20 protein-coding genes are annotated in these 21,013 nt (G+C 48.2%); 7 read left to right on the plus strand and 13 right to left on the minus strand.

From position 1 onward, the window contains the following. Window positions 1-7 precede the first annotated feature (7 nt). The gene (locus EZJ49_RS15740) at window positions 8-412 is read left to right on the plus strand and encodes an acyl-CoA thioesterase (protein ID WP_262553223.1); all 405 of its coding nucleotides are present in this window, start codon (window positions 8-10) and stop codon (window positions 410-412) included. Here EZJ49_RS15740 and EZJ49_RS15745 read toward each other — a convergent pair. Continuing rightward, window positions 409-1,326, minus strand: a complete 918-nt coding sequence (locus tag EZJ49_RS15745; RefSeq protein WP_262553224.1) for a chemotaxis protein CheX — start codon at window positions 1,324-1,326, stop codon at window positions 409-411. The two genes, EZJ49_RS15740 and EZJ49_RS15745, sit on opposite strands and share 4 nt — an antisense overlap. Window positions 1,327-1,550: 224 nt before the next feature. On the opposite strand from EZJ49_RS15745, the gene EZJ49_RS15750 reads away from it, so the two are divergent. Together EZJ49_RS15750 and EZJ49_RS15755 are read left to right on the plus strand one after the other, a co-directional pair. Further along, window positions 1,551-2,342: a GYF domain-containing protein gene (locus EZJ49_RS15750; protein WP_262553225.1), complete on the plus strand. Its 792-nt coding sequence runs from the start codon at window positions 1,551-1,553 to the stop codon at window positions 2,340-2,342. 25 nt (window positions 2,343-2,367) lie between these two features. Beyond that, a complete protein-coding gene (locus tag EZJ49_RS15755; protein ID WP_262553226.1) occupies window positions 2,368-3,357 on the plus strand; it encodes a hypothetical protein in 990 nt (329 codons plus the stop codon). Between the two features lie 9 nt (window positions 3,358-3,366). On the opposite strand, the gene EZJ49_RS15760 is transcribed toward EZJ49_RS15755, so the two are convergent. From EZJ49_RS15760 to EZJ49_RS15770, 3 genes are all read right to left on the minus strand, one after another. Next, complete coding sequence (locus EZJ49_RS15760; RefSeq protein WP_262553227.1) at window positions 3,367-3,642, minus strand: helix-turn-helix domain-containing protein; 276 nt, start codon at window positions 3,640-3,642, stop codon at window positions 3,367-3,369. 138 nt (window positions 3,643-3,780) lie between these two features. Next, complete coding sequence (locus EZJ49_RS15765; protein WP_262553228.1) at window positions 3,781-5,592, minus strand: ABC transporter ATP-binding protein; 1,812 nt, start codon at window positions 5,590-5,592, stop codon at window positions 3,781-3,783. Then, the gene (locus EZJ49_RS15770) at window positions 5,585-7,342 is read right to left on the minus strand and encodes an ABC transporter ATP-binding protein (protein ID WP_262553229.1); all 1,758 of its coding nucleotides are present in this window, start codon (window positions 7,340-7,342) and stop codon (window positions 5,585-5,587) included. Before EZJ49_RS15770 ends, EZJ49_RS15765 begins: the two co-directional genes overlap by 8 nt. Window positions 7,343-7,603: 261 nt before the next feature. Between EZJ49_RS15770 and EZJ49_RS15775 the strand changes: the two genes are divergently transcribed. Further along, window positions 7,604-8,338: a helix-turn-helix domain-containing protein gene (locus tag EZJ49_RS15775; RefSeq protein ID WP_262553230.1), complete on the plus strand. Its 735-nt coding sequence runs from the start codon at window positions 7,604-7,606 to the stop codon at window positions 8,336-8,338. A gap of 85 nt (window positions 8,339-8,423) precedes the next feature. On the opposite strand, the gene thpR is transcribed toward EZJ49_RS15775, so the two are convergent. Both thpR and EZJ49_RS15785 read right to left on the minus strand, forming a co-directional pair. Continuing rightward, the gene (thpR, locus tag EZJ49_RS15780) at window positions 8,424-9,050 is read right to left on the minus strand and encodes an RNA 2',3'-cyclic phosphodiesterase (RefSeq protein ID WP_262553231.1); all 627 of its coding nucleotides are present in this window, start codon (window positions 9,048-9,050) and stop codon (window positions 8,424-8,426) included. An 84-nt stretch (window positions 9,051-9,134) separates the two neighbouring features. After that, on the minus strand, window positions 9,135-10,112 hold the full coding sequence (locus tag EZJ49_RS15785) for a TerC family protein (protein ID WP_262553232.1): 978 nt from the start codon (window positions 10,110-10,112) through the stop codon (window positions 9,135-9,137). A 95-nt stretch (window positions 10,113-10,207) separates the two neighbouring features. Between EZJ49_RS15785 and EZJ49_RS15790 the strand changes: the two genes are divergently transcribed. Next, a complete protein-coding gene (locus EZJ49_RS15790) occupies window positions 10,208-11,110 on the plus strand; it encodes a LysR family transcriptional regulator (RefSeq protein ID WP_262553233.1) in 903 nt (300 codons plus the stop codon). A 32-nt stretch (window positions 11,111-11,142) separates the two neighbouring features. On the opposite strand, the gene EZJ49_RS15795 is transcribed toward EZJ49_RS15790, so the two are convergent. From EZJ49_RS15795 to EZJ49_RS15810, 4 genes are all read right to left on the minus strand, one after another. Next, window positions 11,143-11,559 (minus strand): hypothetical protein, encoded by a 417-nt coding sequence (locus EZJ49_RS15795; RefSeq protein ID WP_262553234.1) that lies wholly within the window; start codon window positions 11,557-11,559, stop codon window positions 11,143-11,145. Further along, entirely contained in the window at window positions 11,547-12,881 is a 1,335-nt protein-coding gene (locus EZJ49_RS15800; protein WP_262553235.1) for a transglycosylase SLT domain-containing protein, read from the minus strand. Before EZJ49_RS15800 ends, EZJ49_RS15795 begins: the two co-directional genes overlap by 13 nt. 169 nt (window positions 12,882-13,050) lie before the next feature. After that, window positions 13,051-14,496 (minus strand): adenylate/guanylate cyclase domain-containing protein, encoded by a 1,446-nt coding sequence (locus EZJ49_RS15805; protein WP_262553236.1) that lies wholly within the window; start codon window positions 14,494-14,496, stop codon window positions 13,051-13,053. 13 nt (window positions 14,497-14,509) lie between these two features. Then, a complete protein-coding gene (locus EZJ49_RS15810; protein WP_262553237.1) occupies window positions 14,510-15,976 on the minus strand; it encodes a class I SAM-dependent methyltransferase in 1,467 nt (488 codons plus the stop codon). Between the two features lie 175 nt (window positions 15,977-16,151). Here EZJ49_RS15810 and EZJ49_RS15815 point away from each other — a divergent pair, with 175 nt between their 5' ends. Further along, window positions 16,152-17,687, plus strand: coding sequence for a YiiX/YebB-like N1pC/P60 family cysteine hydrolase (locus EZJ49_RS15815; protein WP_262553238.1), 1,536 nt, complete (start codon window positions 16,152-16,154; stop codon window positions 17,685-17,687). Window positions 17,688-17,831: 144 nt separating this feature from the next. Beyond that, window positions 17,832-18,638: an intradiol ring-cleavage dioxygenase gene (locus tag EZJ49_RS15820; protein ID WP_262553239.1), complete on the plus strand. Its 807-nt coding sequence runs from the start codon at window positions 17,832-17,834 to the stop codon at window positions 18,636-18,638. On the opposite strand, the gene EZJ49_RS15825 is transcribed toward EZJ49_RS15820, so the two are convergent. The 3 genes from EZJ49_RS15825 to EZJ49_RS15835 all read right to left on the minus strand — a co-directional run bounded on the left by EZJ49_RS15825 (window position 18,628) and on the right by EZJ49_RS15835 (window position 20,990). Next, the gene (locus EZJ49_RS15825; RefSeq protein WP_262553241.1) at window positions 18,628-19,095 is read right to left on the minus strand and encodes a hypothetical protein; all 468 of its coding nucleotides are present in this window, start codon (window positions 19,093-19,095) and stop codon (window positions 18,628-18,630) included. The genes EZJ49_RS15820 and EZJ49_RS15825 overlap by 11 nt on opposite strands. A 64-nt stretch (window positions 19,096-19,159) precedes the next feature. Beyond that, entirely contained in the window at window positions 19,160-20,266 is a 1,107-nt protein-coding gene (locus tag EZJ49_RS15830; protein ID WP_262553242.1) for a fatty acid desaturase, read from the minus strand. A 49-nt stretch (window positions 20,267-20,315) separates the two neighbouring features. Further along, complete coding sequence (locus EZJ49_RS15835; RefSeq protein WP_262553243.1) at window positions 20,316-20,990, minus strand: hypothetical protein; 675 nt, start codon at window positions 20,988-20,990, stop codon at window positions 20,316-20,318. Window positions 20,991-21,013: the final 23 nt, after the last annotated feature.

The following is a 21,013-nucleotide window of genomic DNA, read 5'->3' on the forward strand; positions in this document are numbered from 1 at the left end:
AGTTTTTATGTCAGCATTGAATTCATACAAGGTTGTTATCAAGGAACATCATGTGGACTCTTTGGGGCACATGAACAATGCGACTTATCTGGCATTGTATGAAGAGGCCCGTTGGGAAGCTATCACGGCCCGGGGCTTTGGCTTTAAGGACATTCAACGTCTGAAGCAGGGGCCTGTCATTCTCGAAGTGAATCTGAAGTTCATGCGGGAGGTTTTGCTGCGTGAAGCTATCACGATCACTCTGGAAGTATTGGCTTATAAGGGCAAGATCGGTCAGATGAAACAGCAGATGGTCAAAGAGGACGGAACCGTCGCCAGTGAAGCGGTGTTTACGTTTGGTCTGTTTGACATGAAAGAAAGAAAGCTGATTGAACCCACTGCCGAATGGAAGCAGGCTGTAGGACTGACCTAGGCGACTTTCGCCATCGGCAGGGCAACGACCGTGATATAGAATTTCCCTTTGCCCGTGGCAAACGGAATCATCATTCCCGCAGCTCCTTGCGGGCAGGGGATGGATTGACCAAGTCCCAGAATCACCTTGGGCACAGTCAATTGAACGCCGTAAGAACTGATTTCTGCTTTGGCATTACCAAAAATAATATTATTGATTTCACCGACAGCATCCTGATTATCAGATGTTAGTTCGGTTTGCTCTTCCATTAACATGGTGGACACGACTTCCAGGAAGCTGCCTTTATCAAAGGAAATGCACAAGTGTCCCTGGAAGGCCTGGCTGCGAATCTCCACTACAGAGGAAACTTCCCCCATAAACGGATCATTCGGTGATTTGGGACCGGCTTTTTCCATTTTTACGTCAGGACAACCGAATTGTCCCAGTACATGGGTTGTGGCTTTGATAATGGCGTTGATCACTCGAACATCCACCGCAAACTTTGTTGCCGCAGCAGCAGTGGCTGGTTCGCGGACTGCCGTGCCGTGATGTTCGGCATTCAGTACACGAATCATGGCATTAATAAGTTCAGCAGGCGCGACAGGTTTTTTGAATATACGGGAAGAGCGCAGACTTTCCGGTAAGTCCGAAGCGTCTTTATGCGAAATCACGATCAGATCCGCATCCTGGGTGTTTTTATAAGTATGAATACCATAAACGAAACCGCCATCCATCAGACGCGGGACTTCGGTATCAATAAGAACCATATCGAATTTCTGGTTTTCAGATTTGATGGCCGCCTCGGCCCCATCTTTGGCGCGAACGACAATCGGAGCAACACCTGAGTTTTCAAGTTGCTTCAGCAACGGTTCTTTCACCAGTTGCTCGAGTTCACAGTTGTTATCAACGATTAGGATGTTTTTACGTTGTTTCATTTCTTTCTTCTGTATAAAAACCATAAACTCTTAATTGATTAAAAAGGTCCGCATTCTTAACTGACAGCAATCTTGTCGGGAAAGCATGAGGAACCCTTTAACCTAATTATTTGTCGACAATTTCGACAAAATACTTCAAACAAATTTCCAACAAATTGTCTAATTTCCTACAGTTAAGTCAGGTCCTGTTTGTGCCGATAGGCCCCATAAGGAGTAACGAGAGCATGGGAAAACAGTATTATCTTTCTAACAATGGCACTCATATTGGTCCGTTCAATCTTGAGACGGTGCTGAAAAAGATTGAGTCCCAAGAGAATCAATGGACTGATTACATCTATGATGAATCCATGGGTGAATGGGTGATGTTGCTCGAACATCCCGAGTTTTCAGCCAAGCTGGCCCAAAAACCAGCGACTCGTCCACAGGTGACGCCAGCACTCTCTTTAAACAAGCATCTTCTGAAGGATAAGGAATGGTTCATTCTGAAGGAAGGTAATAACTACGGTCCTTTCTGTCAGTTGGAGCTGATCCAAATGCTTCAGGAAAAAGCTTTGTTTGAATACGACTATATCTGGCACTCCAAACTTCCGGCTTGGAAGCGTGTTGCCGAAGTCGAGGACTTTGCTCCGGACAAAATTCGTGTGATGAAAGAATCCAAGGAAGCCGACGTGGCTGAAATCTTTTTCCGTCGTCGCCATGTGCGTGCGTCTTACGGTGCTTCGCTGATTGTTCATAACAACAAAACAGTTTTCCGTGGTCAGGCTCTGGAAATCAGTGCTGGAGGTGCGGGTGTTTTGATTGATACCCCGAACTTGCAGCCGGGGCAGTCATTGTTCCTGCATTTTCAGCCGGGGGATGGTGTTCCACCGTTCAATGCTGTCTGCCAGATCGTCAGCAAACAGTATGTCAAAGACGGCAGCAGTGCGGTGGACCCTGTGAAATACGGTGTGAAATTCACAACACTCAGTCAGTCTGCACGCGAATCTATCAAGAACTATACGACGAAGGCTGCATAAAAGCGGCCTTTGAGAGGATTTTCCCATGATGAAAATGGATTTTCGATTCTCCCTGCTGGCCGTAACTTCTTTTTTGTTCATGGCCTGCCAGCAGAATGTGGCATTTGATCTGCCACCATCCCAGGACAACTTCGGTCAAAGCATCACTTATAACAACAAAGTCGATATTCTGTGGATCGTGGATAATTCCACCTCCATGCTGAAACATCAGCAGCGCCTTAGTGAGCAGATTCCGGATCTGGTGACGAAGTTGAACTCCCTGAAAATGGATTATCATATGGCTGTGGTGACAACCAGCATGGGCGGGGACAATCCCGACGGCGGTCGCTTTATTGGCACTCCCAAGTATGTGACGGCCAAAACACCGGATTTGATCAACAACCTGAAAAGCCGCATGATCGTGGGTGAGGCAGGCAGTAATCTGGAGCGCGGTCTGGAGTCCATGGAAAGAGCTCTGTCCTCGGGCTATCTGGCCAATGAAGGAAAAGGCTTCTTCCGTAACGACGCTCTTTTGGTGGTTGTGGCTTTGTCGGATGAGGATGATTTCAGCAAGTCCAATTCTTCAGCGGGCATTTCCTATTACACTGATTTTTTGGACGGTATTAAAACGCCTTGGGTGGATGGCAGCAGATCATGGATGTTCAGCTTTATCGGTGTGCTGAGTCTGACTTCACAGTGCAAGACCTTCAATGATTTTGCTTCGGCGGGTTTAAGTTATATTGGTCTGGCCGATGTGTCTGGCGGGGTGAAGGAATCCATTTGCAGCACGAATCTGGCTTCATCGGTGTCCAATATTCGTTCACGCATATTCCAAATTCTGACAGACTTTAAGCTTTCCAAGCTGCCTGTGATTGAATCCATCACGGTGACAATCAATGGTCAGAAGGTCCCACGCAGTTCTGAAAATGGCTGGGAATATCTGGAAGCCTCGAATTCCGTCCGCTTCTATGGTTCTGCCGTTCCAGCAGCGGACGCGGCCATCAAAGTGGACTTCAAACCACGAGAGGCCAATTAGGCCTTCGTATCAACTGCGCGAATGAAACTTGTTTTTCCATTCCTGGCGCAGATCAAAGATAATATCTGACAAAACATGTTCAAACAGTTCATCCGCAGAGATCCGATAGATCTCTGCGAGCTTTCTTATAATGCGCACGGGGGGATAGCTGTGCCCCCGCTCCCAGTTGGAAACAAACTGTGGTGTTGTGTAGCCCAGACTTTGACTGACGTCTTTTTGTGAAAGTCCCAGGGCTGTTCTTTTGTCTTTCAGGTATTTTCCGGTGGATTTGGATGTTTTTTTCACAATACCCAAGGGTCGCAAAAATAAAAAACAAACCGAATCAAAATCTCCCTTACGGGACAGGAGGCTGTTCCCGCCAGAAGGGGCGTTCTCGAAGCTGAGATAAACTGTCCCGGTGGCGAGAATTAAGTTTGTCTTAAGCTATGAGGTCGTGCTTTCGCTTTTTCCCGCGAAAAGCGGGGACTTTGTTCCCAAAGAGGCAAACTGATAATACATCCCCTGGGCTTTCATCAGCTCTTCGTGAGATCCCACTTCCGCGATTTCCCCCTGATTTAAAACGACAATGCGATCACACTGTTCAATCGTGGAAAGGCGGTGAGCAATGATAATACTGGTGCGACCTCGGGTGATTTCTTTGGTGGCATCCTGAATGATGTGCTCGCTTTCCGAATCAATATTGGCGGTGGCCTCATCCAAAATCAGAATATCGGGATTGAAGGCCAGAATGCGCGCAAAGGCGATCAACTGGCGTTCCCCCACTGACAGATTAGACCCGCGTTCTGCCACCGGGCTTGAAAGATTGCGGCCAGTGCGCTGAAGCAGCTGCATATAACCCGTTTTTTCACAGGCCATTTGAATCTGATCTTCATGGATACGGGGATCACCCAGACCAACGTTGTCGCGAATCGTCCCGCGGAAAATAAAATTATCCTGCTGAACGACGCCAACGTGATGGCGGATTTCCTCGCGTTGGATTCTTTCCAGAGCGATACCATCCACAAAAATGGTCTTTTCCGGGGCATCATAGAATCTTTGCAGCAGGGAAATAAACGTCGACTTGCCACTGCCAGTGCGGCCCACCAAGGCGATGGATTCTCCGGCTTTGACGTTTAGATTGATATTTTTCAAAACCAGCGGAAGGTGGTTTTCATACTGGAAATTCAGATTGCGAATTTCCAGATCCCCGCGCAAGGCGCCCCGACTGGTCAGTTGTTCAATTTCAAACTCTTTAGGTTCATCCATCAGGGTGAAAATGCGTTCGGCACTGGTTAAAGAGTTCTGGAACTGCTGGTATTTTTCCAGAATCTCACGCAGAGGTGGAATGAAGTCCTGAATGTTCATCAGGAACGCCACTAAGGAACCAATGGCAATGGCGTTCTGGGAGCTTAAATATCCGCCGAAGTACAAAGCCGAAGTGATTGTCACGGCATTGAACAGATTCATAATTGGCTGCATCAGGGCATAAGCCCGGATCGAGCGCATGTGCGTATCACGATAATCATGGGAAAGAGCTGCAAACTTGTCGCGATTCTTGCCAACGCGATTATACAGTTGCACCACCTTAATGCCGTTCAGGTTTTCCGCGATAAAAGCATTCATGAAAGACAGCTTCTTTTTCAGGTCGCGCAAAATATCACGAATCTTGTTGGAAAGATAAAACGACGCCCAGATGAACAGCGGCGCCAGAATCAGTGACACCAAGGTCAGCTTCCAGGAAATCAACCCCAGGGCAATCACCACAGAGGCGATGATCACGGTGTTGGTAAAGACGGAGATCACTCCTTCGGTGAAGAGTTCCCCCAAAGACATCACGTCATTGGTCAGGCGCGTGACAATGCGCCCGGTTGGAGTCTTATTGAAGAACTGCAGGGGCAGTCGCTGCACGTGGTTCATTAGGTCTTCGCGCAAATGAAACAGCATCCGATTGCCAAAAACCTGAAACAGATAAGCATTGCCAAAAGAAAATAGCGAACGCAGGACTTCCAGTCCCAAATAGGCAAAAGCCACATTGGTGAAGACCTCATAGTCTTTGTCTTTAACCCCGTGATCAATGGCATATCCGATCAGGGCAGGGATCAGGCGGGCCACGGTAGCGCCACCAGCCACAGCCACGATCGCGGTAAAAAGCAAAGCTTTTTCACGGCGGGCATAGGGCCACAGACGCTTGAACAGGACTGGATAGGTGACCTTGGTTTTTACAAGGTCCTCATTCATGAAGTTGTCATTATTCATGGTGGTCCCCCTTTCCCTGGATTTGCACGGTTTTTTGGAAGGTTGGACTTTGTTGCAGCACCTGATCGAATGTGCCCCAGGCTTCGACCTGACCTTCTTTCAGGATCAGAATATGATCGACGCCTTTTAAGGAAGACAGCCGGTGAGCAACAATAATGCGGCTCATGGCGCCGTGATTTTTGCGCAGTTCCTGTTCGATGGCTTTTTCCGTGCGCGTGTCCACGGCACTCAGGGAATCATCCAAAACCAGAACCGGTGTTTTCATAATGATTCCGCGGGCAATGGTCAGGCGTTGCTTTTGTCCGCCGGAAAGATTCACGCCGCGTTCACCCAGTTGGGATTCAAACTTGTGTGGCAGGGAATCAATCTCGCGGGTCAGATCCACGATTTCAGTCATGCGTTGAATTTCCGGATCTGACGCGCGTTCTGTCAGACCGAAGCTGAGGTTGTCGGAAATGCTTTCACTGAACAGGAACGCTTCTTGCGGAACCAAAAGGAAAGTACGGTGCAGCGATTCCTGTGTGATGGATTCAATCGGATGGCCGTTGATTAGAATCTGTCCTTCTTCCAGGGGATACATGCGGGTTAGAAGGTGAAGCAGTGTTGTTTTACCTGATCCCACCGGCCCCATGATGCCCAGACTTTCACCGGCCTTCAAAGTGAAGGAAACATTTTTCAGAACATAGACAGAACTGTCCCGGTGTTTGAAGGACACGTTTTTGAATTCCAGAGTCTGGAATTTTTCAATGTTGATTGTACCCTGGTCAGGAATATCGGTTTCGGTTTGCAGAACATCCTTGATGCGATCAAATGAAGCATAACCTTTTTGAAAATTGGAAAACCCCATTCCCAGCGCTGTCATTGGCCAGACCATTTTTTGGATATAACGATGGAAAGCCACGAAGGTTCCCAAAGTCACGGCCCCGGAATACAGATCATCTTTGGCGACAAAAAGCAGGATGACACTGCCAGAGGTCACGCCAAATTCCATAACCGGAATAAAGAACGAATCCACACGCGCCACTTTGTTGCAGGCTTTTTCAAAGGCGGCACTGACACCGTTGAAAAGATCCGTGCGATTTTTTTCCTGCGCAAAGCTTTTGATCACGCGGATGCCGCCGACAGTTTCCTGGGCCACGCCGGTCAGTTCGGAAAAGCGGTCCTGTTGAATTTTATAGTTCAGATGAATCAGACGCATGACCTTCCAGATCAGGAAAGGCACCACGGGCAGAAAAACCAGAGTCTTCCAGGTCCAGCCCCAGTTCAGGGAAATCATAATAGGTAGATTCACGGCAATGATGATAATCCCGTCGGCCAGAATCAGCAGGCCCGGTCCTATCGCCTGACGGAAGGACTGCACGTCATTGGTTAAAAGACTCATCAGTTCCCCCACAGGATTTTTGTGGAAGAAGTTCGGTCCCAGTGAAGTGATATGGCGGAAGATTTTCTGACGGATGTGTTCGGCGGCATAGGTATGGAATCGGCCAAAGTTGGCGCGCCAGCCATAGCGGGTGATCGCCAGTCCGCTCATGATGGCCAAAAAGATTAAGCAGGTTTTGCCGATGGCGCCCAGTGGGGCCTGGCTTTCGATCTGATCAATCGCGGCTTTCATGATCAGAGGATAGACCCCGTCCAGCGCATTGGTTAACAACAGGAACAGCATCCCCAGGCCGAAGGCGCGGGGATTGTTTTTGATGTAATACCAAAGGGGACGCTTATAGAGGAGATTGTTTTCGGCCGCAGTTTGCATTTAAGGAAGGACTGTATTTAATCCTTCCAGACTCTGCAAGAAGTTTGGGCCGAGCCGAAGGTTTGCTCTTGGCGTCGTTCAAAAGCCCGCTGTTCCCAGCTGTAAAAGAACGGTCTTTGTTCTGTCAAACGAGCGAAAATAGTCCTAAGAAAGTTCATTGCGGACCTCCTTTTGTTATCCCTAGGATCGGCAAAATGGTGTCGATATTCAATACCCTTGATTGAGGTATTGAAATACGATACTCTGGTTTTGGAGGTTGAGATGTCACAGGTTGACCAGTTTTTGAATGCCTTGAAACGATCCTTAAAAGCGAAGAACATTCTGTATAGGGATCTGGCGAAAGCTCTGGATCTGAGCGAATCTAGCGTTAAAAGAATCCTTTCCAGCAAAAGTCTCAGCCTTGAAAGACTGGAGGAGATCTGTCGTATCGCGGACCTAAGCTTTTCTGAAATCGTCAAGTCCGCGAATTTGGAAGAAGCCAACCAGCCGATGATCTTAAATGACGAACAGGAAAAGGCTTTGGCGGAAAATGCACGCCTGCTGCATTACTACATGATGTTGCAAGAGGGAAAAACACCGCAGAAAATCGAAAAGGAATATCAGATCCCCGGCTCGGAATCGAAAAAGTATCTGTTCCAGTTGGACCGTCTGAATCTGATTGAGCTGCACCCGCGTGATAAAGTGAAGTTGAAGCGTCAGGGTTTCCTGCGTTTCCGCCGTGACGGGCCTGTCGGCAAGGCTTTGTTCGATCAGACCAAATCCAATTATCTGAATTATGATTTCCGTCCGGAAGATTATATTCGCTTCACTCTGATTAAAATCAGCACGCCGACGCTTGCAAAATACAAAGCCAAGCTGGAGCGCCTGATGATGGATATGCAGGAAGAGTCCCGCTACGAAATCGAGCACAATGTGTCGGTGGTGGACGCCGGGGTGTTGATGGCCTTCCGTCCATGGCAATACTCCTACATGGGAGCCATCAAGAAAAAGGACTAGGCGGTTGGTGAACACGGCTTGCTGTCTAAGATTTTGACGGTTGGGGCTTTTTTTCAGGGGGGAGGAGCTTGATGTGACGATTTATCTACGTGATAGCAATATCTATATCCGTCTTTACGGGAACGCCATCCGCTAGGTTGGCCTTTCCGGTCAGCTTACATCGGGCAAGGGGCTTGTACACAGGGAAAGCCCCTTGCAGTGTTGATTCGTACAACACGATCTCGTCCACCTGAATTTTGCCGAAGCTCTTTCTTTTAAAGGGCGAAATCATATCTTTCACACTGCGAGGATTGCGCAGGCGTCCGATTGTCAGGTGAGGGGAATAGCTGCGCTCTTCACGAGTCAGCAGATTCTTTGCCACCAGCTCCTGATCCAGAGCCTCTTTGAATTCTCCCAGATATCTTTTGTTCTGAACTCCCAGCCATAAAACGCGGGCATCGTGTTCTTGGGAGAAAGCTCCAACGTCTTCGATCTTCAGTTCAAAAGGGGCAAAGTGTGTGCAGACTTCCGCCAGAGTTTCCGCCACCTTGTGGATGTCTTCTTCCGGAGTATCCCCCAGAAAAGTCACCGTCACATGGTAGTTGTCGACAGGAACCCATTTCATGGTCATATCTCGGCGGTCTGCATTGATTTTCAGCTTTTTCAGGGTCGGCAGAAAGGTGTCGGCCAAAGGATCGGTCGCATTCAGAGCCAGGAACAGTCTTTTAGTCATAAAAAACCCCCTAAGAATATGATCACCAATCTTAGAGGGCTTGTCCAGTCCGCAGTAACAATTAATGCTACAGCAGACCCGAAGTTATGCTTCTTTTTTCGGGAATAGCAATGAGGCGGCAATCGAGCCACCGATAAACGTGAAGATCACTGCTAAAGAGATGCCGATCGGGAAGTGGCCACCGAACAACTTGTTCAACCAAACCATCTTAAGGCCGACAAAGATCAACACCAAAGCCAGACCATACTTCAGCAGATGGAACTTATCCACTACACCAGCTAACAGGAAGTACAGAGAGCGCAGGCCCAGGATCGCAAAGATATTGGACGTGAACACGAGCAAAGGCTCTTTAGTGATGGCGAAGATCGCAGGCACAGAATCCACCGCGAAGATGATGTCCGTAAATTCAAGGAACACCAGAGCAATAAACAACGGAGTCGCCAGCTTCACGCCATTTTCTTTGATGAAGAAGTGATCTTCATGCATGCGGTCCGCAACCGGAATATGTTTTTTAAGCCATTTGATCAGCCAGTTCTGGGAAGGGTCCACTTCCTTGTCTGGCTGGAACATCATCTTCACACCAGTGATCAACAGGAAGATACCGAAGATCAGAACCACCGCTTGGTACTGCATGAGCACAGAGCCCAGGGCGATAAAGATCGCACGGAACACCAGGGCCCCCAGAATACCGTAGAATAAAACACGGTGCTGGTACTTGGAGGGAACTGAGAAGAAACTAAAGACAACGACGAAGACGAAGATATTATCAATCGAGAGAGACTTTTCGATCACATAACCGGTCAGGAACTCCAGGCCGACCTGCTTGGCGATGGCCGGGGTTTCCGGGAAACGCATCAGGGTGTAGTAGTAAAGACCCGCGTTAAAGAGCATTGCGATGGTTACCCATACGATGGACCAAATAGTGGCCTCTTTGAAGCTTACCGTATGTGAATGTTTATGGAATACGCCCAGATCCAGGGCAAGCATGGCGAACACGAAGGCCACAAAGCCCGCATAGAACCACCAGTAATCAGCAAAAGGGAATAATAGAACTTCGTTCACAGTTGAACCTCCAGAACGCAGTATAAAGGCTTCCTGTTATTTTAAAAATTAGATAATCTTTAACAAGTTAATCGCTTAAAACAATGAGGTATGACATGCCCGTTAAAATCGAAAATCAAATTCAATGGCTGAACTATCATCACTTGCACTACTTCTATGTGATCGCCAAAGAGGGCACGATTGCCAAAGCGGCGGAAAAACTGAATATGGGGCAGCCGACTCTCAGTACTCAATTAAAGCAACTGGAAGAGTCTTTAGGGAAGAATCTTTTTGAAAGACGCAAGCAAAGGCTGTTTTTGACAGAGGCCGGGCGTATCGCCTTTGAATACGCCGATCAGGTGTTTCGATTGGGTTCTGAGATGGTGGAGGTTCTGCACGATCGGATGCAGAACAACCGTGTGCATGTGCAGATCGGCGCCCTGGATAGCGTGCCGAAACAGATCATTCTGGAAGTGGTGATGCAGGCGTATAAGAAGGGAAATTGTGCAGTGTCAGTTTTGGAGGGGGCCGGAGGCGACCTGCTGCGTGAGCTGGCGGCCCACCAGATTGATTTATTACTGTCCAATTATCCGCCCAATGTGGATTTTCAGACAGTGTTTGCAAAGTCCATCGCGCAACTGGATGTGGTGGTGTGTGCTTCGCCGAAGTTCAAGCATCTGCGCCGGGGATTCCCGCATTCTTTGGAAGGTCAGCCGTTCATCTTCCCGACGATTCACAGTCGTTTGCGCCGTGATCTGGAGCATTACTTTACCGTCAACGGAATCCGCGTGGACCGTATTGCTGAAACCCAGGATACGAGTTTGCAGAAGCTTCTGGGCCAGGAAGGTGTGGGGTTGATTCCAATTGTTGAGTTGGCGGCCTCGGACCTTATTAAGGAAAAGAAGTTGGTGGTGCTGGGCACTTTGCAGGGAATTTATGAAGAGATCTGGCTGATGGCCGCGGATCGCAAGATTGACAATCCGATTGCTGCCAAGTTGATAAAGGAATTTTCGTTATAAAATAAAAAAGGCGGGGGGGACCCGCCTTTTTGTTATGTGTTGCAAAGGGCTGAAAGAATTTTTAAAGCCTCGACAGCTTCCGGAACCACCCCGCCATCGCGACTGGTGGAGCGCTCAATGTGAAGCTTCGTGGAAGTGCAGGTTTTTGCATCCACCTGACGCATGCGAATCAGACTGATGTAGTTATCGAATTCTGTCAGACTTCGGTATTCTTCCAGACGGGGGTCATTGTCCGGAGTTTCTGTCAGATCAGGGATTTCGATCGTGTTCAGGCGCTGATACAGGAAGTTTTTGTAAGCTTCCATGATGCGCAGTCTTCTTTGCAGATTGGTTTCGATCTGCATTCTTTCAATCAGTTTGTCCGTGGCCTGATAGGTTTGGAAATCCTGGAAGGCCCACGCTGAACTGCTCATTAGAATCATTGTCGCGATCATAATTAGTTTACGCATGAGCCACCTCCGACAGATTGCTCGATTGAATTCAAAGTTTTAGTGATGGACGGGAAGTAGTGCGAAGTCTCTTTACGGCGTGCGGATGACTTATTTGCACTGGCCGGGAACTTCTGCATGTACTGCTGCATTTGCTGGATGAATTGATCCGCGTCAGTCACGGTTTTTCCACGATAGAATGTATTTAGCAAAGCTTTTGCCGGTGTCCATGTGCCGGCCGGGCCGGTGTTATGTGACCAGATCATCAAAGCGCGTTTGATCTTATTCAGGTCATATTCAGACATTTTAAACTTGGCTTTATAGTTCTTGTTGTTGAAGATCATCATGTCCATATCCGCTTTGATACCTTTCAGGTAAGCGTAGGTATAGATCATGTTCTTCATTGGGTTGCCGTTTTTCAATGCCGTGCGATCACAGGAATAGTTGCTGGAAGTGCGCATTGGAGTCATCGTGTCCAACAGTTCCAAAGACAGACGGGAACAAAGAGGATTCTTGTTGCCTTCCAGGGAAATTCTTACGGCATTCAGTTCGTTGGCATTAACATCCTGAATGGCAGAGGCTGTGAACTGACCGATACCACCAGCACCAGTACCACTGCGAGCGTTCACGTGGAAGCCGGATTCAACGTTGATCAAAGCATAGACTGCACGTACATCCAGATTCTGTGTTTCTTCACTGCCTCCAGGAGCCAGGAATTCCTTCATGCAAGAGCTGACTGCTTCGAAGCTGTTGTTGATCATTTTAAAGTAGTTTTCAGAGATACAAGGGCGGAAAGCCTGACGAGATGTGCCGTTTGCAGAGCACTCACGGAAGGTTTTGCTGCTGGCTCCGAACTTCATATTCATACCCATTTGAATACAGACGGGCTTGATGATGGAGTTTGTCTTAATCGGAGCGCGGATAATATCGCCTAAAAGACCTTTGCTTAGAACCGCTGTGGCCATTTCGGATTCAAGATAATCATTCTGCTTGTTACACTGCATGTAGCGCATATTGCGAACTTCCTCTTCACAGGAAGGGCAGTTGCGATTGGCAGTGTTGTCACTCCAGCCGAAAAGACTTTGGAATCCTTTGGCACTTTCGATCTTATCCAGAGCGTGCTCAATAATAGGAGTGGGTTCTGTTGGTTCCTCTTCCTTTTCCTGGTCTTTGTCAGACACAAGTTTGGAAATTGGAGGCACTGTAACAGTAAAAGGTGCAGATAGACCTTGTTTGTCCTTGGAAGCTAGGTCTATGGAAAAATCCATAGGGTTGTTCCAGCCGATGCTGAAGCAAAGGCTTAGGAATAGCATCTTGTACAAATGGGATGTGGTCACTTTCATAGAAGCACCTCCTCAGGTACTTCTTAAAGCAATAGGCCTGCCAAAAAGGATTCCACAATTATCAGGCACTTACGCGCCAGCCTGGCGTCTCACTCTGAGACTGTAAGTGTCAGAAGCCTAAAGAGTCATAGCCCTGTCAAATGCCTCAACAGTGCCGGAATGGTGGATTTTAATTGGCGACCAGGGCGGCTGGGTTTTCGGAAGCTTCGTAGTTGCAAGAGCGGCATTTCATCACAAAATGCCCGTGTGCGTTTGTATCCAGATACAGGACGGAGTCCGGGCAGTGAGGGCAGCCGGAGTTGGCGTGTTCTTTACGAGCCTCTGGTGCCTGAATCAGTTCAAACACATAGTGGGTGTCGTCTTCAAAGCCTTTGATGGTGCGCGCGCCGATATTGCGGACTTGGAAGCCTTCGGCCATCAGGGACTGGGCAATATCGGAATCAATCAGAATCTGCTCTGGTTCCGCCAGATTGGTCAGGCGGGAAGCAAACGGCAGCGGGGCGCCGATGGCAGTGTAAGAACGGAAGAATTTCTTGTTTCCATAGAAGCCGACATTGGCATATCCGGCGGAAATACCCACGCGAATCTGCATTTCTTTTTTCCAGTTCAACAAATAGAACTCGCGGTCCTGCTGAAGTGCCTGGCGGACCTCCAGAGCGGCAAGACAGGTTCTTTGCATAAAGTCCCCATAGCGGATGGGATCATTGGCAAAGGCCAAAATACCATCGCCCTGGAACTTGTCGATAGTGATGTCGTACTTTAAGAAGATGCTGACAACAGTGTCCATAAAGCGCGCCAGTACCAGATCCACTTTAGCCTGATCCAGACGCACAACGCGTTCTGTAGAGCCTACAATATCCACGAAGATGGCACAGATCTGGGATCTGCGCACACCTTTTTCAATATCCACGCGCCCGTCACGAATGGCTTGCACCACTTGCGGGCTGAATTGTGTGCTTAACGTGTTCAGGCGGACAGCTTCTTCGGTCTTACTTCTAATTAGATTATCGCGGTTGGCGATTTCCGCTTTCAGGGCCAGTCGGCTGTTAATTTCTCGCATGCGAAGCTTTTCATGGAAGAAGCGAATCAGGAAACAGATCACAATGGAGCCGACGATAAAGAACGAGTTCAGAACCACAGGCCACAGATCTGTCAGCGCCTGAATCTTAAGAGCCGCAATGATAAAGTACGGCAGATAAATGCCCACGGCGGTTGCAATAAAGAAGGTGGAAGAAAAAGGAATGAACGACAGGCCGCCAATGGCGACCAGATTTAATCCGGCATAGTATCCGGTTCCCACATCGGGAATCATGTAGATCATGATATTAATAGGCAAAGCCACCAATGCCGCATACAAGGCCGCGACAGATTGTGTACGAGTGGCATTATGTTCTTTTCTAAGTTCTCTGTTGGCTAAGAAACATAAGGGAATGATTGTCAGACGCAAAGCCAGGAAGTGCCATTTGAACTGGGGAACGTAAATCAGATCCGCGACCCAGAAGGCCATGAACAAAGGGACCGCCATCCAATTGGCGACGACCTTAAGAACAGATCTGATTTCCTCAATCACCTCGAACTCACGAAGTTGCGAGGTGGTGATTTCTTTACCCAGCATAATGGATAAGTTCCTACTTTTGGATGACTACAAACAGATTTACACCCAGTGGCTCTTTTTCCACCCATACTTTTGAACCCATGCCCTTGAACATGCGCAGAAGATCTTCTTCAGAGCGGTAGATCAAATGCCAGTCCAAGACCAGCTCCATGAACGGAACACATGGGTTGTCTTTGCTGAAGTTCCCGATGATGACATGACCACCGGGTTTTACGGAAGCCAGCATTTTTTGTGCTGCCATTTGGGCGACAGGTTCTGTGAAGTAGTCAAACAGACCCGCAGAATAAATCATGTCATAGTCTGTTTCTGGCAGTCCCGCAGCGATGACGTTGCGAATGGCCATGTTATTGAATTTGAATTTAAAGCCGGACTTAACAAAACGCTCGACAGAGTGCAGTTGTCTTTGGGCATGTTTCAAAGACTCTTCGTCCTGATCCAAACAAGTGAACTCCACCGGGCGACCATAGTGGGCTGGAGAGTTTTGCAGGAAGATCTGCTGTTCCATTGCCGGGCCGCTGGCCACAGACAGAACCTTCAATGGCGTGGCCGGAGAGCTCTTGTCAAATAGTTGAGTGATCTTTTCAAACAGATACTGACCACGATTCTTCACGGCTGCACCCGCAGGTTCGTCGATAAAGTACTTATGCATGCACTGGTCAAACAGAGTTTTTCCAACCAGTTCGTCACGATACAGGTGATTCATCATTTCATAGTCCCCGGCATAGCCACGAGGTTTGTAGTAAGCGCGGTTGGCAAAAGGTGCACCGTAAACCAGATGACCGATTTGTTCGCGGGCAAACTGAGTGGCCCATTTTAATTGGTCCGGCGTGAAGTTTTGAATAAAGGCCGGAATTTGTGAATACTTCATCGGCAGAACGTGACCCAAATAGTCAGAAACTGCATCGGCGATTGTCATGCGGTAGTCTTGAGCCTCTTTCCAGTTGTCCACTGGGGATTCGGCTTCCAGTTTATCGATGCGGCTTTTTAGCTTTTCCAGCCAGTCTTTCATTTCATACACGAAAGTTTTAAATTCCGCAGGAAGCTGTGCCAGATTTTGTGCATAGTCTGTTTGGGCTGAGATCACTTCAGCAGAGGCTTCCAAAGCTTTGATGCGTTCCACTTTCAAAGGTTCACCCAGAACCTCAAAGCCCACGATCATTTCGCCGGTTACGGATTTACTATGATTCTCTGAACGGGCCCAGCGCAAAGCCACATGTTGTGTTTGAATGTTTTTAAAGAAGACATCAGCTTCCATGTGAGGATGTTGATTGTACCACTGTTGGAAGTCCTGATAGTCCGCTCCCGGAACTAAAACCGCGCAACCAAAGGAACTGATATTTAGAACTTCCAACTGACGACCCGGCACAGACAGGAAGCAGGTTCCCGGCTCAACGTCATTTCTGTCCTGACGGATGACTTTCTTGCGGGTGTTTTCGTCGATCTGGAAGAATTCCTGTTTCATTGCGCCGTGAGCACTCATGCTGTCTCCTCAAAGTTGTTAAATCTTGTCGTAATTTTTGACAGCTTCTTATCGTAAAGATGGGGGAGCAAGAACAGGGGGCTAAGGTCGGGACTGGCACTTCCTGTTCAAAGGTCCAGTTATGTGAGGTCCGTAGGATGCCGAAAAAAGAAAGGTCATATTAGGAGAATACATTATGAAGAAGCTCGTTTTGTTGGCTGCTGCGACGGCAACTGGTTTATTCACGGCCTGTTCCAGCACCCCGAATAAGTCTGCGGAATTTAAGTCTTATCGCAATCCCGCCAGCACAGATGAATTGATCACAGGAAGCCGGAAAGTGCTGTCGGATATTAACAATCCACAAATCTTCAATCCGCAAACTTGCGCCAGCTTTGTAAATAAAGTGACGGACTATCTGTACTATTTGCCAGCTGATCATTTCATTCCCAAAACGCCCGGCGAACAGGAGAATCTGAAAAAATTCGGGCCTGAGGTATTGGACACCATCTTCCAGATCCGCGTGTCTTTGCATGAAAAACTACAGGCTTTTGATGCCCGCAACGAGCTGAACAAGGACTGCATCACGGAAATCCGCGAAGGCTTCCAGTATGCGCGCTTCTCGGAAGAATACCTTTTGGACTGGTTGTACACGAACAAAGTTTACACGTTCAAAAAGACCCCGATCATGATCAATGAAAAACCCAGCACGTGGACGAATCCAAAGTTTGAAGGCTTCGAACTTAAATCCGGTGACGTGATGCTGATTCGTGGTAAGTCCTATGTTTCCGCCATGATCGCGCGTATCGCGGATGAAGAGGGCAACTTCTCTCACCTGGCGATTGTCGGTGAAGACAAAGCCGGGAAAAAGTATGTGGTGGAATCTTTGATTCAGTATGGTGTGATTGTCACTCCGCTGGAAAAATGGCGTCAGGCTGAAGATTCCCGCGTGGCTTTGTTCCGCTCTCCAGATCAGGTGGTGGCAAAGAAAGCCGCGCGCTTTATGTATGATCATGCGAAATCCGCTTTGGATAAAAAGAAGGGCATCCGCTATGACTTCGCCATGGACGACGATGACTATTCCACGTTGTTCTGTTCTGAAGTTGTGCGTATGGCTTACGATAAGGCGACGAATGGTCAGTTCATCGTTCCAAAATATCGCAGTACTGTGACCAAGTTCAAAAACACAGACTATCCACGCAGCCTGGGTGTGACGAAGACCTCTTTGTTTGCCCCTTATGATATCGAAGTGGACCCGCGTTTTGATCTTGTTGCGGAATATCGCCATCTGCCATTGCTTCGTCAGGTGCGCATGCAGGATGCGACTTTGCAAAGCCTGTATGGCTGGATGATTGAAAAAGATTATACATTCCACTGGGCTCCACAGCACAGTGTGAAGGCTTACTTTGCGAAGATGGTTCGTCAGTTCGGTGTGGCGAAGGACACCCTGCCTAAGTACATGCCTGTGGACAGCATCAAAACGAATGTGCAGTTTGAAGCCGTCGCCAAGGTTCTGGAAGAAAATATCTATAAGCAGGAAGCTGAGTTCTATAAAAAGAAAGGTTATCTGCCATCCTTCCAGGACATGCTGGCGATGAACGAGGCTTATCGTATTCAGGATTGTAAGTTGCATCGTGAGTATCTGGATCAAAATCGGACAGTGGATGGAATGCCCAATGTGGATCGTTCCAAGTTCCATTGGTTCTTCTATAACAAATCCAAAAAGTGTGAATAATTAGGATTTGTTTTTTAAATCGATAATAAGCCGCAGGCACAGGGTGTTTGCGGCTTTTCTCATTTTGGACATCCATACTGGCTCCATAGTGCCTTGTTAGGCTTTTCCAAAGGGTGCAAGACGGTGCCCGAAAGGATGCGGTTCATGGAGCTTAAAAGACTTTCACGCAGAGACCTTATCAAATACGGAGGCTTGGCCATTCTGGGATCAGCAGCGGCGGGCAGTGTGCTGGGCTGTTCAGAGACCAACTTCAGTAACGCTGTTGGAAGCGGCACTGACACTGGCGATGGCACCACGGGGGGAGCCTGCGGGGTGATTCCATCTGAAACCGCCGGGCCTTATCCCGCGCACGATGACAGTGCCATCAATGTTCTTAGAATTAACGGTATCAACCGCAGCGATATTCGCAGCAGTCTGAATTCCGGTGGCTATTCCGGCACAGCCACGGCGACAGGTGTGCCTTTGCTCATTCAATTGAATTTATTGGATGTGAATTCGGCCTGCGCACCGCTGGCAGGTTATGTCATCTATTTGTGGCACTGTGATATCAACGGGAAGTACTCGATGTATTCTTCAGGGGTGACTCAGGAAACCTATCTGCGCGGAGTGCAGCAGACTGATACAAACGGACAGGTGGCTTTTCAGACGATTTTTCCGGGCTGCTATGACGGCCGGATGACCCATGTGCACTTTGAAATTTACCCCAGTCTGGCGGAAGCCGTGGATGACAGCTATATTGTGCGTACTTCTCAGTTCACGTTCCCGCTGGCGACCTCCAGCTCGGTTTACAACAATGTTTCCGGGTACAGTGCCAGCAAAACCAATTTTGCCAAGATCAGTTTTGCCACGGACAATGTCTTCAGTGACGGTACGGCCTATCAGATGGCCAGTATGTCAGGAAGCTACAGCTCCGGCCTGGTGGCTACTTTAGACGTGGGGATTAAGGCGTAGCGCTTTGATAGAAGGACGTGACAGGGGCCGCCTTGGTGTTTTTCACAGCCAGACGAATGCCGTCGTGTTCGATCTGGGTTTCAGTGCCCTCACCGTGGCCTTCTTCCGATTCATCTTTGGCGATGGCTTCAGGAAGCTGGGCTTCAATGTCTTTTAAAGAAACTTTTCCTTCGGGAAGACGGAAATAGAACGACTGCACGCGATCATTCTTGATTTCGATGGTCGTGTCGTAGGGAATGTCACCGGTTTTAAAGAACAACAGGCTTCCGTTATTTTCCGTCTTTAAGGGCTTGCCGAAAGATTTTAGAATTTCTTTTTTCGAGGTTTTGCCCGGTTCGACAGCGGCCAGTTTTTTGGGAAGATATTTGGCTTTAAACTGAGTGGCGAATTCACCGGCTTGAGTGACGGCAGGAGCCCACAGGGTCAGACTAAAAAGCAATGTCAGGATGTGTTTCATAGGACCTCCAAAAAACAAAAAACCCACAACCATTAAAGTTGTGGGTTTGTGTTTGAGTCAAGTCTTAGACGGATCTTACGTAGATTCGCCATTGTTTCATTCCCATTTGGAATTCTAATTTGGCGATTTCCATGTCCCTGCGAAGCTCTTCCAGTTTGTGATCGTAAGCTTCTTTTAGTTCCTCACGTTTGCGAGCGGCATCCAGTTTGAACTGCTCGTAATCTTCACGCAGTTTTTTCATCTTGTTCTGCGCTTCCAGGATTTTTTCTTTCATCTGAGCCAGTTTTTCTTCCGCAAATCCGTGTTTGGTCAGTTCTGCGGCTTCTGCTTGCAGGCGCGCTTTCAGGATTTCGACATGAGAAATCTGGCGCAACTTGGTGGCAAGACCCATCAGGCTTAAGCTGCGGATCACCCATTTTGTCGGGTCCCAGTGATACCATTTGATGCCGTTGCGGTAGTCGATTTGGAATTTGTGGTGGAAGTTGTGATAGCCCTCACCATGAGTCAGCAAAGCGACAAACCAGGAGTCACGAGCAGAGATTTCTTTGGAATAAGTTTGTTTGCCCAAAGTGTGGCACAAAGAGTTGATAAAGAAGGTGCTTTGCTGGGTCAGAGCGATACGCAAACCGCCACCGATCACCAAGCCACCCAGCCAGGAACCCATCATCCAGCCAATCAAAGTCGGGATCGCAAAACCGGTAAGAATAGCCACTGGAACGTAGTAGTCGTTTTGGAATTTAACCATCCAGTCTTTTTCCAGATCGGGAGCCTGAATTTTCTGATTCACAGAGTCCTTGTAGAACATCCAGCCCATGTGGGCATACCAGAATCCTTTTTCAATGCTGTAAGGATCTTTTTCGCTGTCGATGTGCGTGTGGTGGCGACGGTGATCAGAAGACCATTTCAAAGCCGAACCTTGGAACGCGGACGCGCCAACCAAAAGGAACATGGCCTTAATAAACGGATGAGCATCATAGCTTTTATGAGAAAACAGGCGGTGATATCCAGCCGTGATCGCCAGGTTTGTTGCCGCAGCAAAAATCAAAGCAAAAAGCAGGATGTCCCATTGGAAACCGTAGAAGTAGAAATAAACGGGGGCCAGGATCAAAGTGATCAGTGGATTCAGAACCAAGAACAGAGCCACTGGCCATTCAATTTGTTTTTTAGTCATAGGGCACCTCTTACTGCTAAGTGTAACAGAGGTGCCAAGATTTCAATAATTAAATAGAAAAGCCAAGGATAAATTTACCGTAAGTCCCACTCATATTGATATCTTGTTTGGGTGCGTTACCAGTCGAGTCTGTTGCGTCATCCCAATGGAAATCCTGATAGCCGATCTCAGCTCCAACTGAAAACCCAATGAGTTTGACTCCGGCCTCTAAACCGACGGAGTACGACTTGGCAGAGCCAGCAGAGAAGCTGGCTTTTTTTACGCCAAATTCCGTGACTTCATAGTCGGTTGAATGTGAAAGGCCGTATGTCAAAACAGGACCAACAAAAATCAGATTATCAATGGGTCTCCAATTAAGCAGCAACGCTGTTCGACTGAAATTAGCCTTGTGATCCTGGCCGGATTTGCTGGTGGAAAGCTCCATGTTTTCGTAGCGCAAACCTATCCCCGGAATAAAAGGAAGTGGCAAAGTTAAAATAGCATCAGCTCCCAAGCCGTATGCCGGAGTCACACTGGGGGCCGAGGTGGCGCAACTGGGGCATAACGAGTCCATATTGGGATTTGCGTTCAGTAAACCGTAAGAGACACGCGCTTCAAAAAGGTCCCGGGCAAAAACTTTTGGAGAAACAAAAAGCAGAACGGACAAAACAAAAAATAATGGCATACGCATAAACGAACTCCTGACAAACCACTTTAGTGTAATGTCCCCGCCGGGCTTTCTCAAAAGCCGGTCTTAAAATAAGACCT

The sequence above is a fragment of the Bdellovibrio bacteriovorus genome (assembly GCF_025558485.1).
GTDB lineage: Bacteria > Bdellovibrionota > Bdellovibrionia > Bdellovibrionales > Bdellovibrionaceae > Bdellovibrio > Bdellovibrio bacteriovorus_G.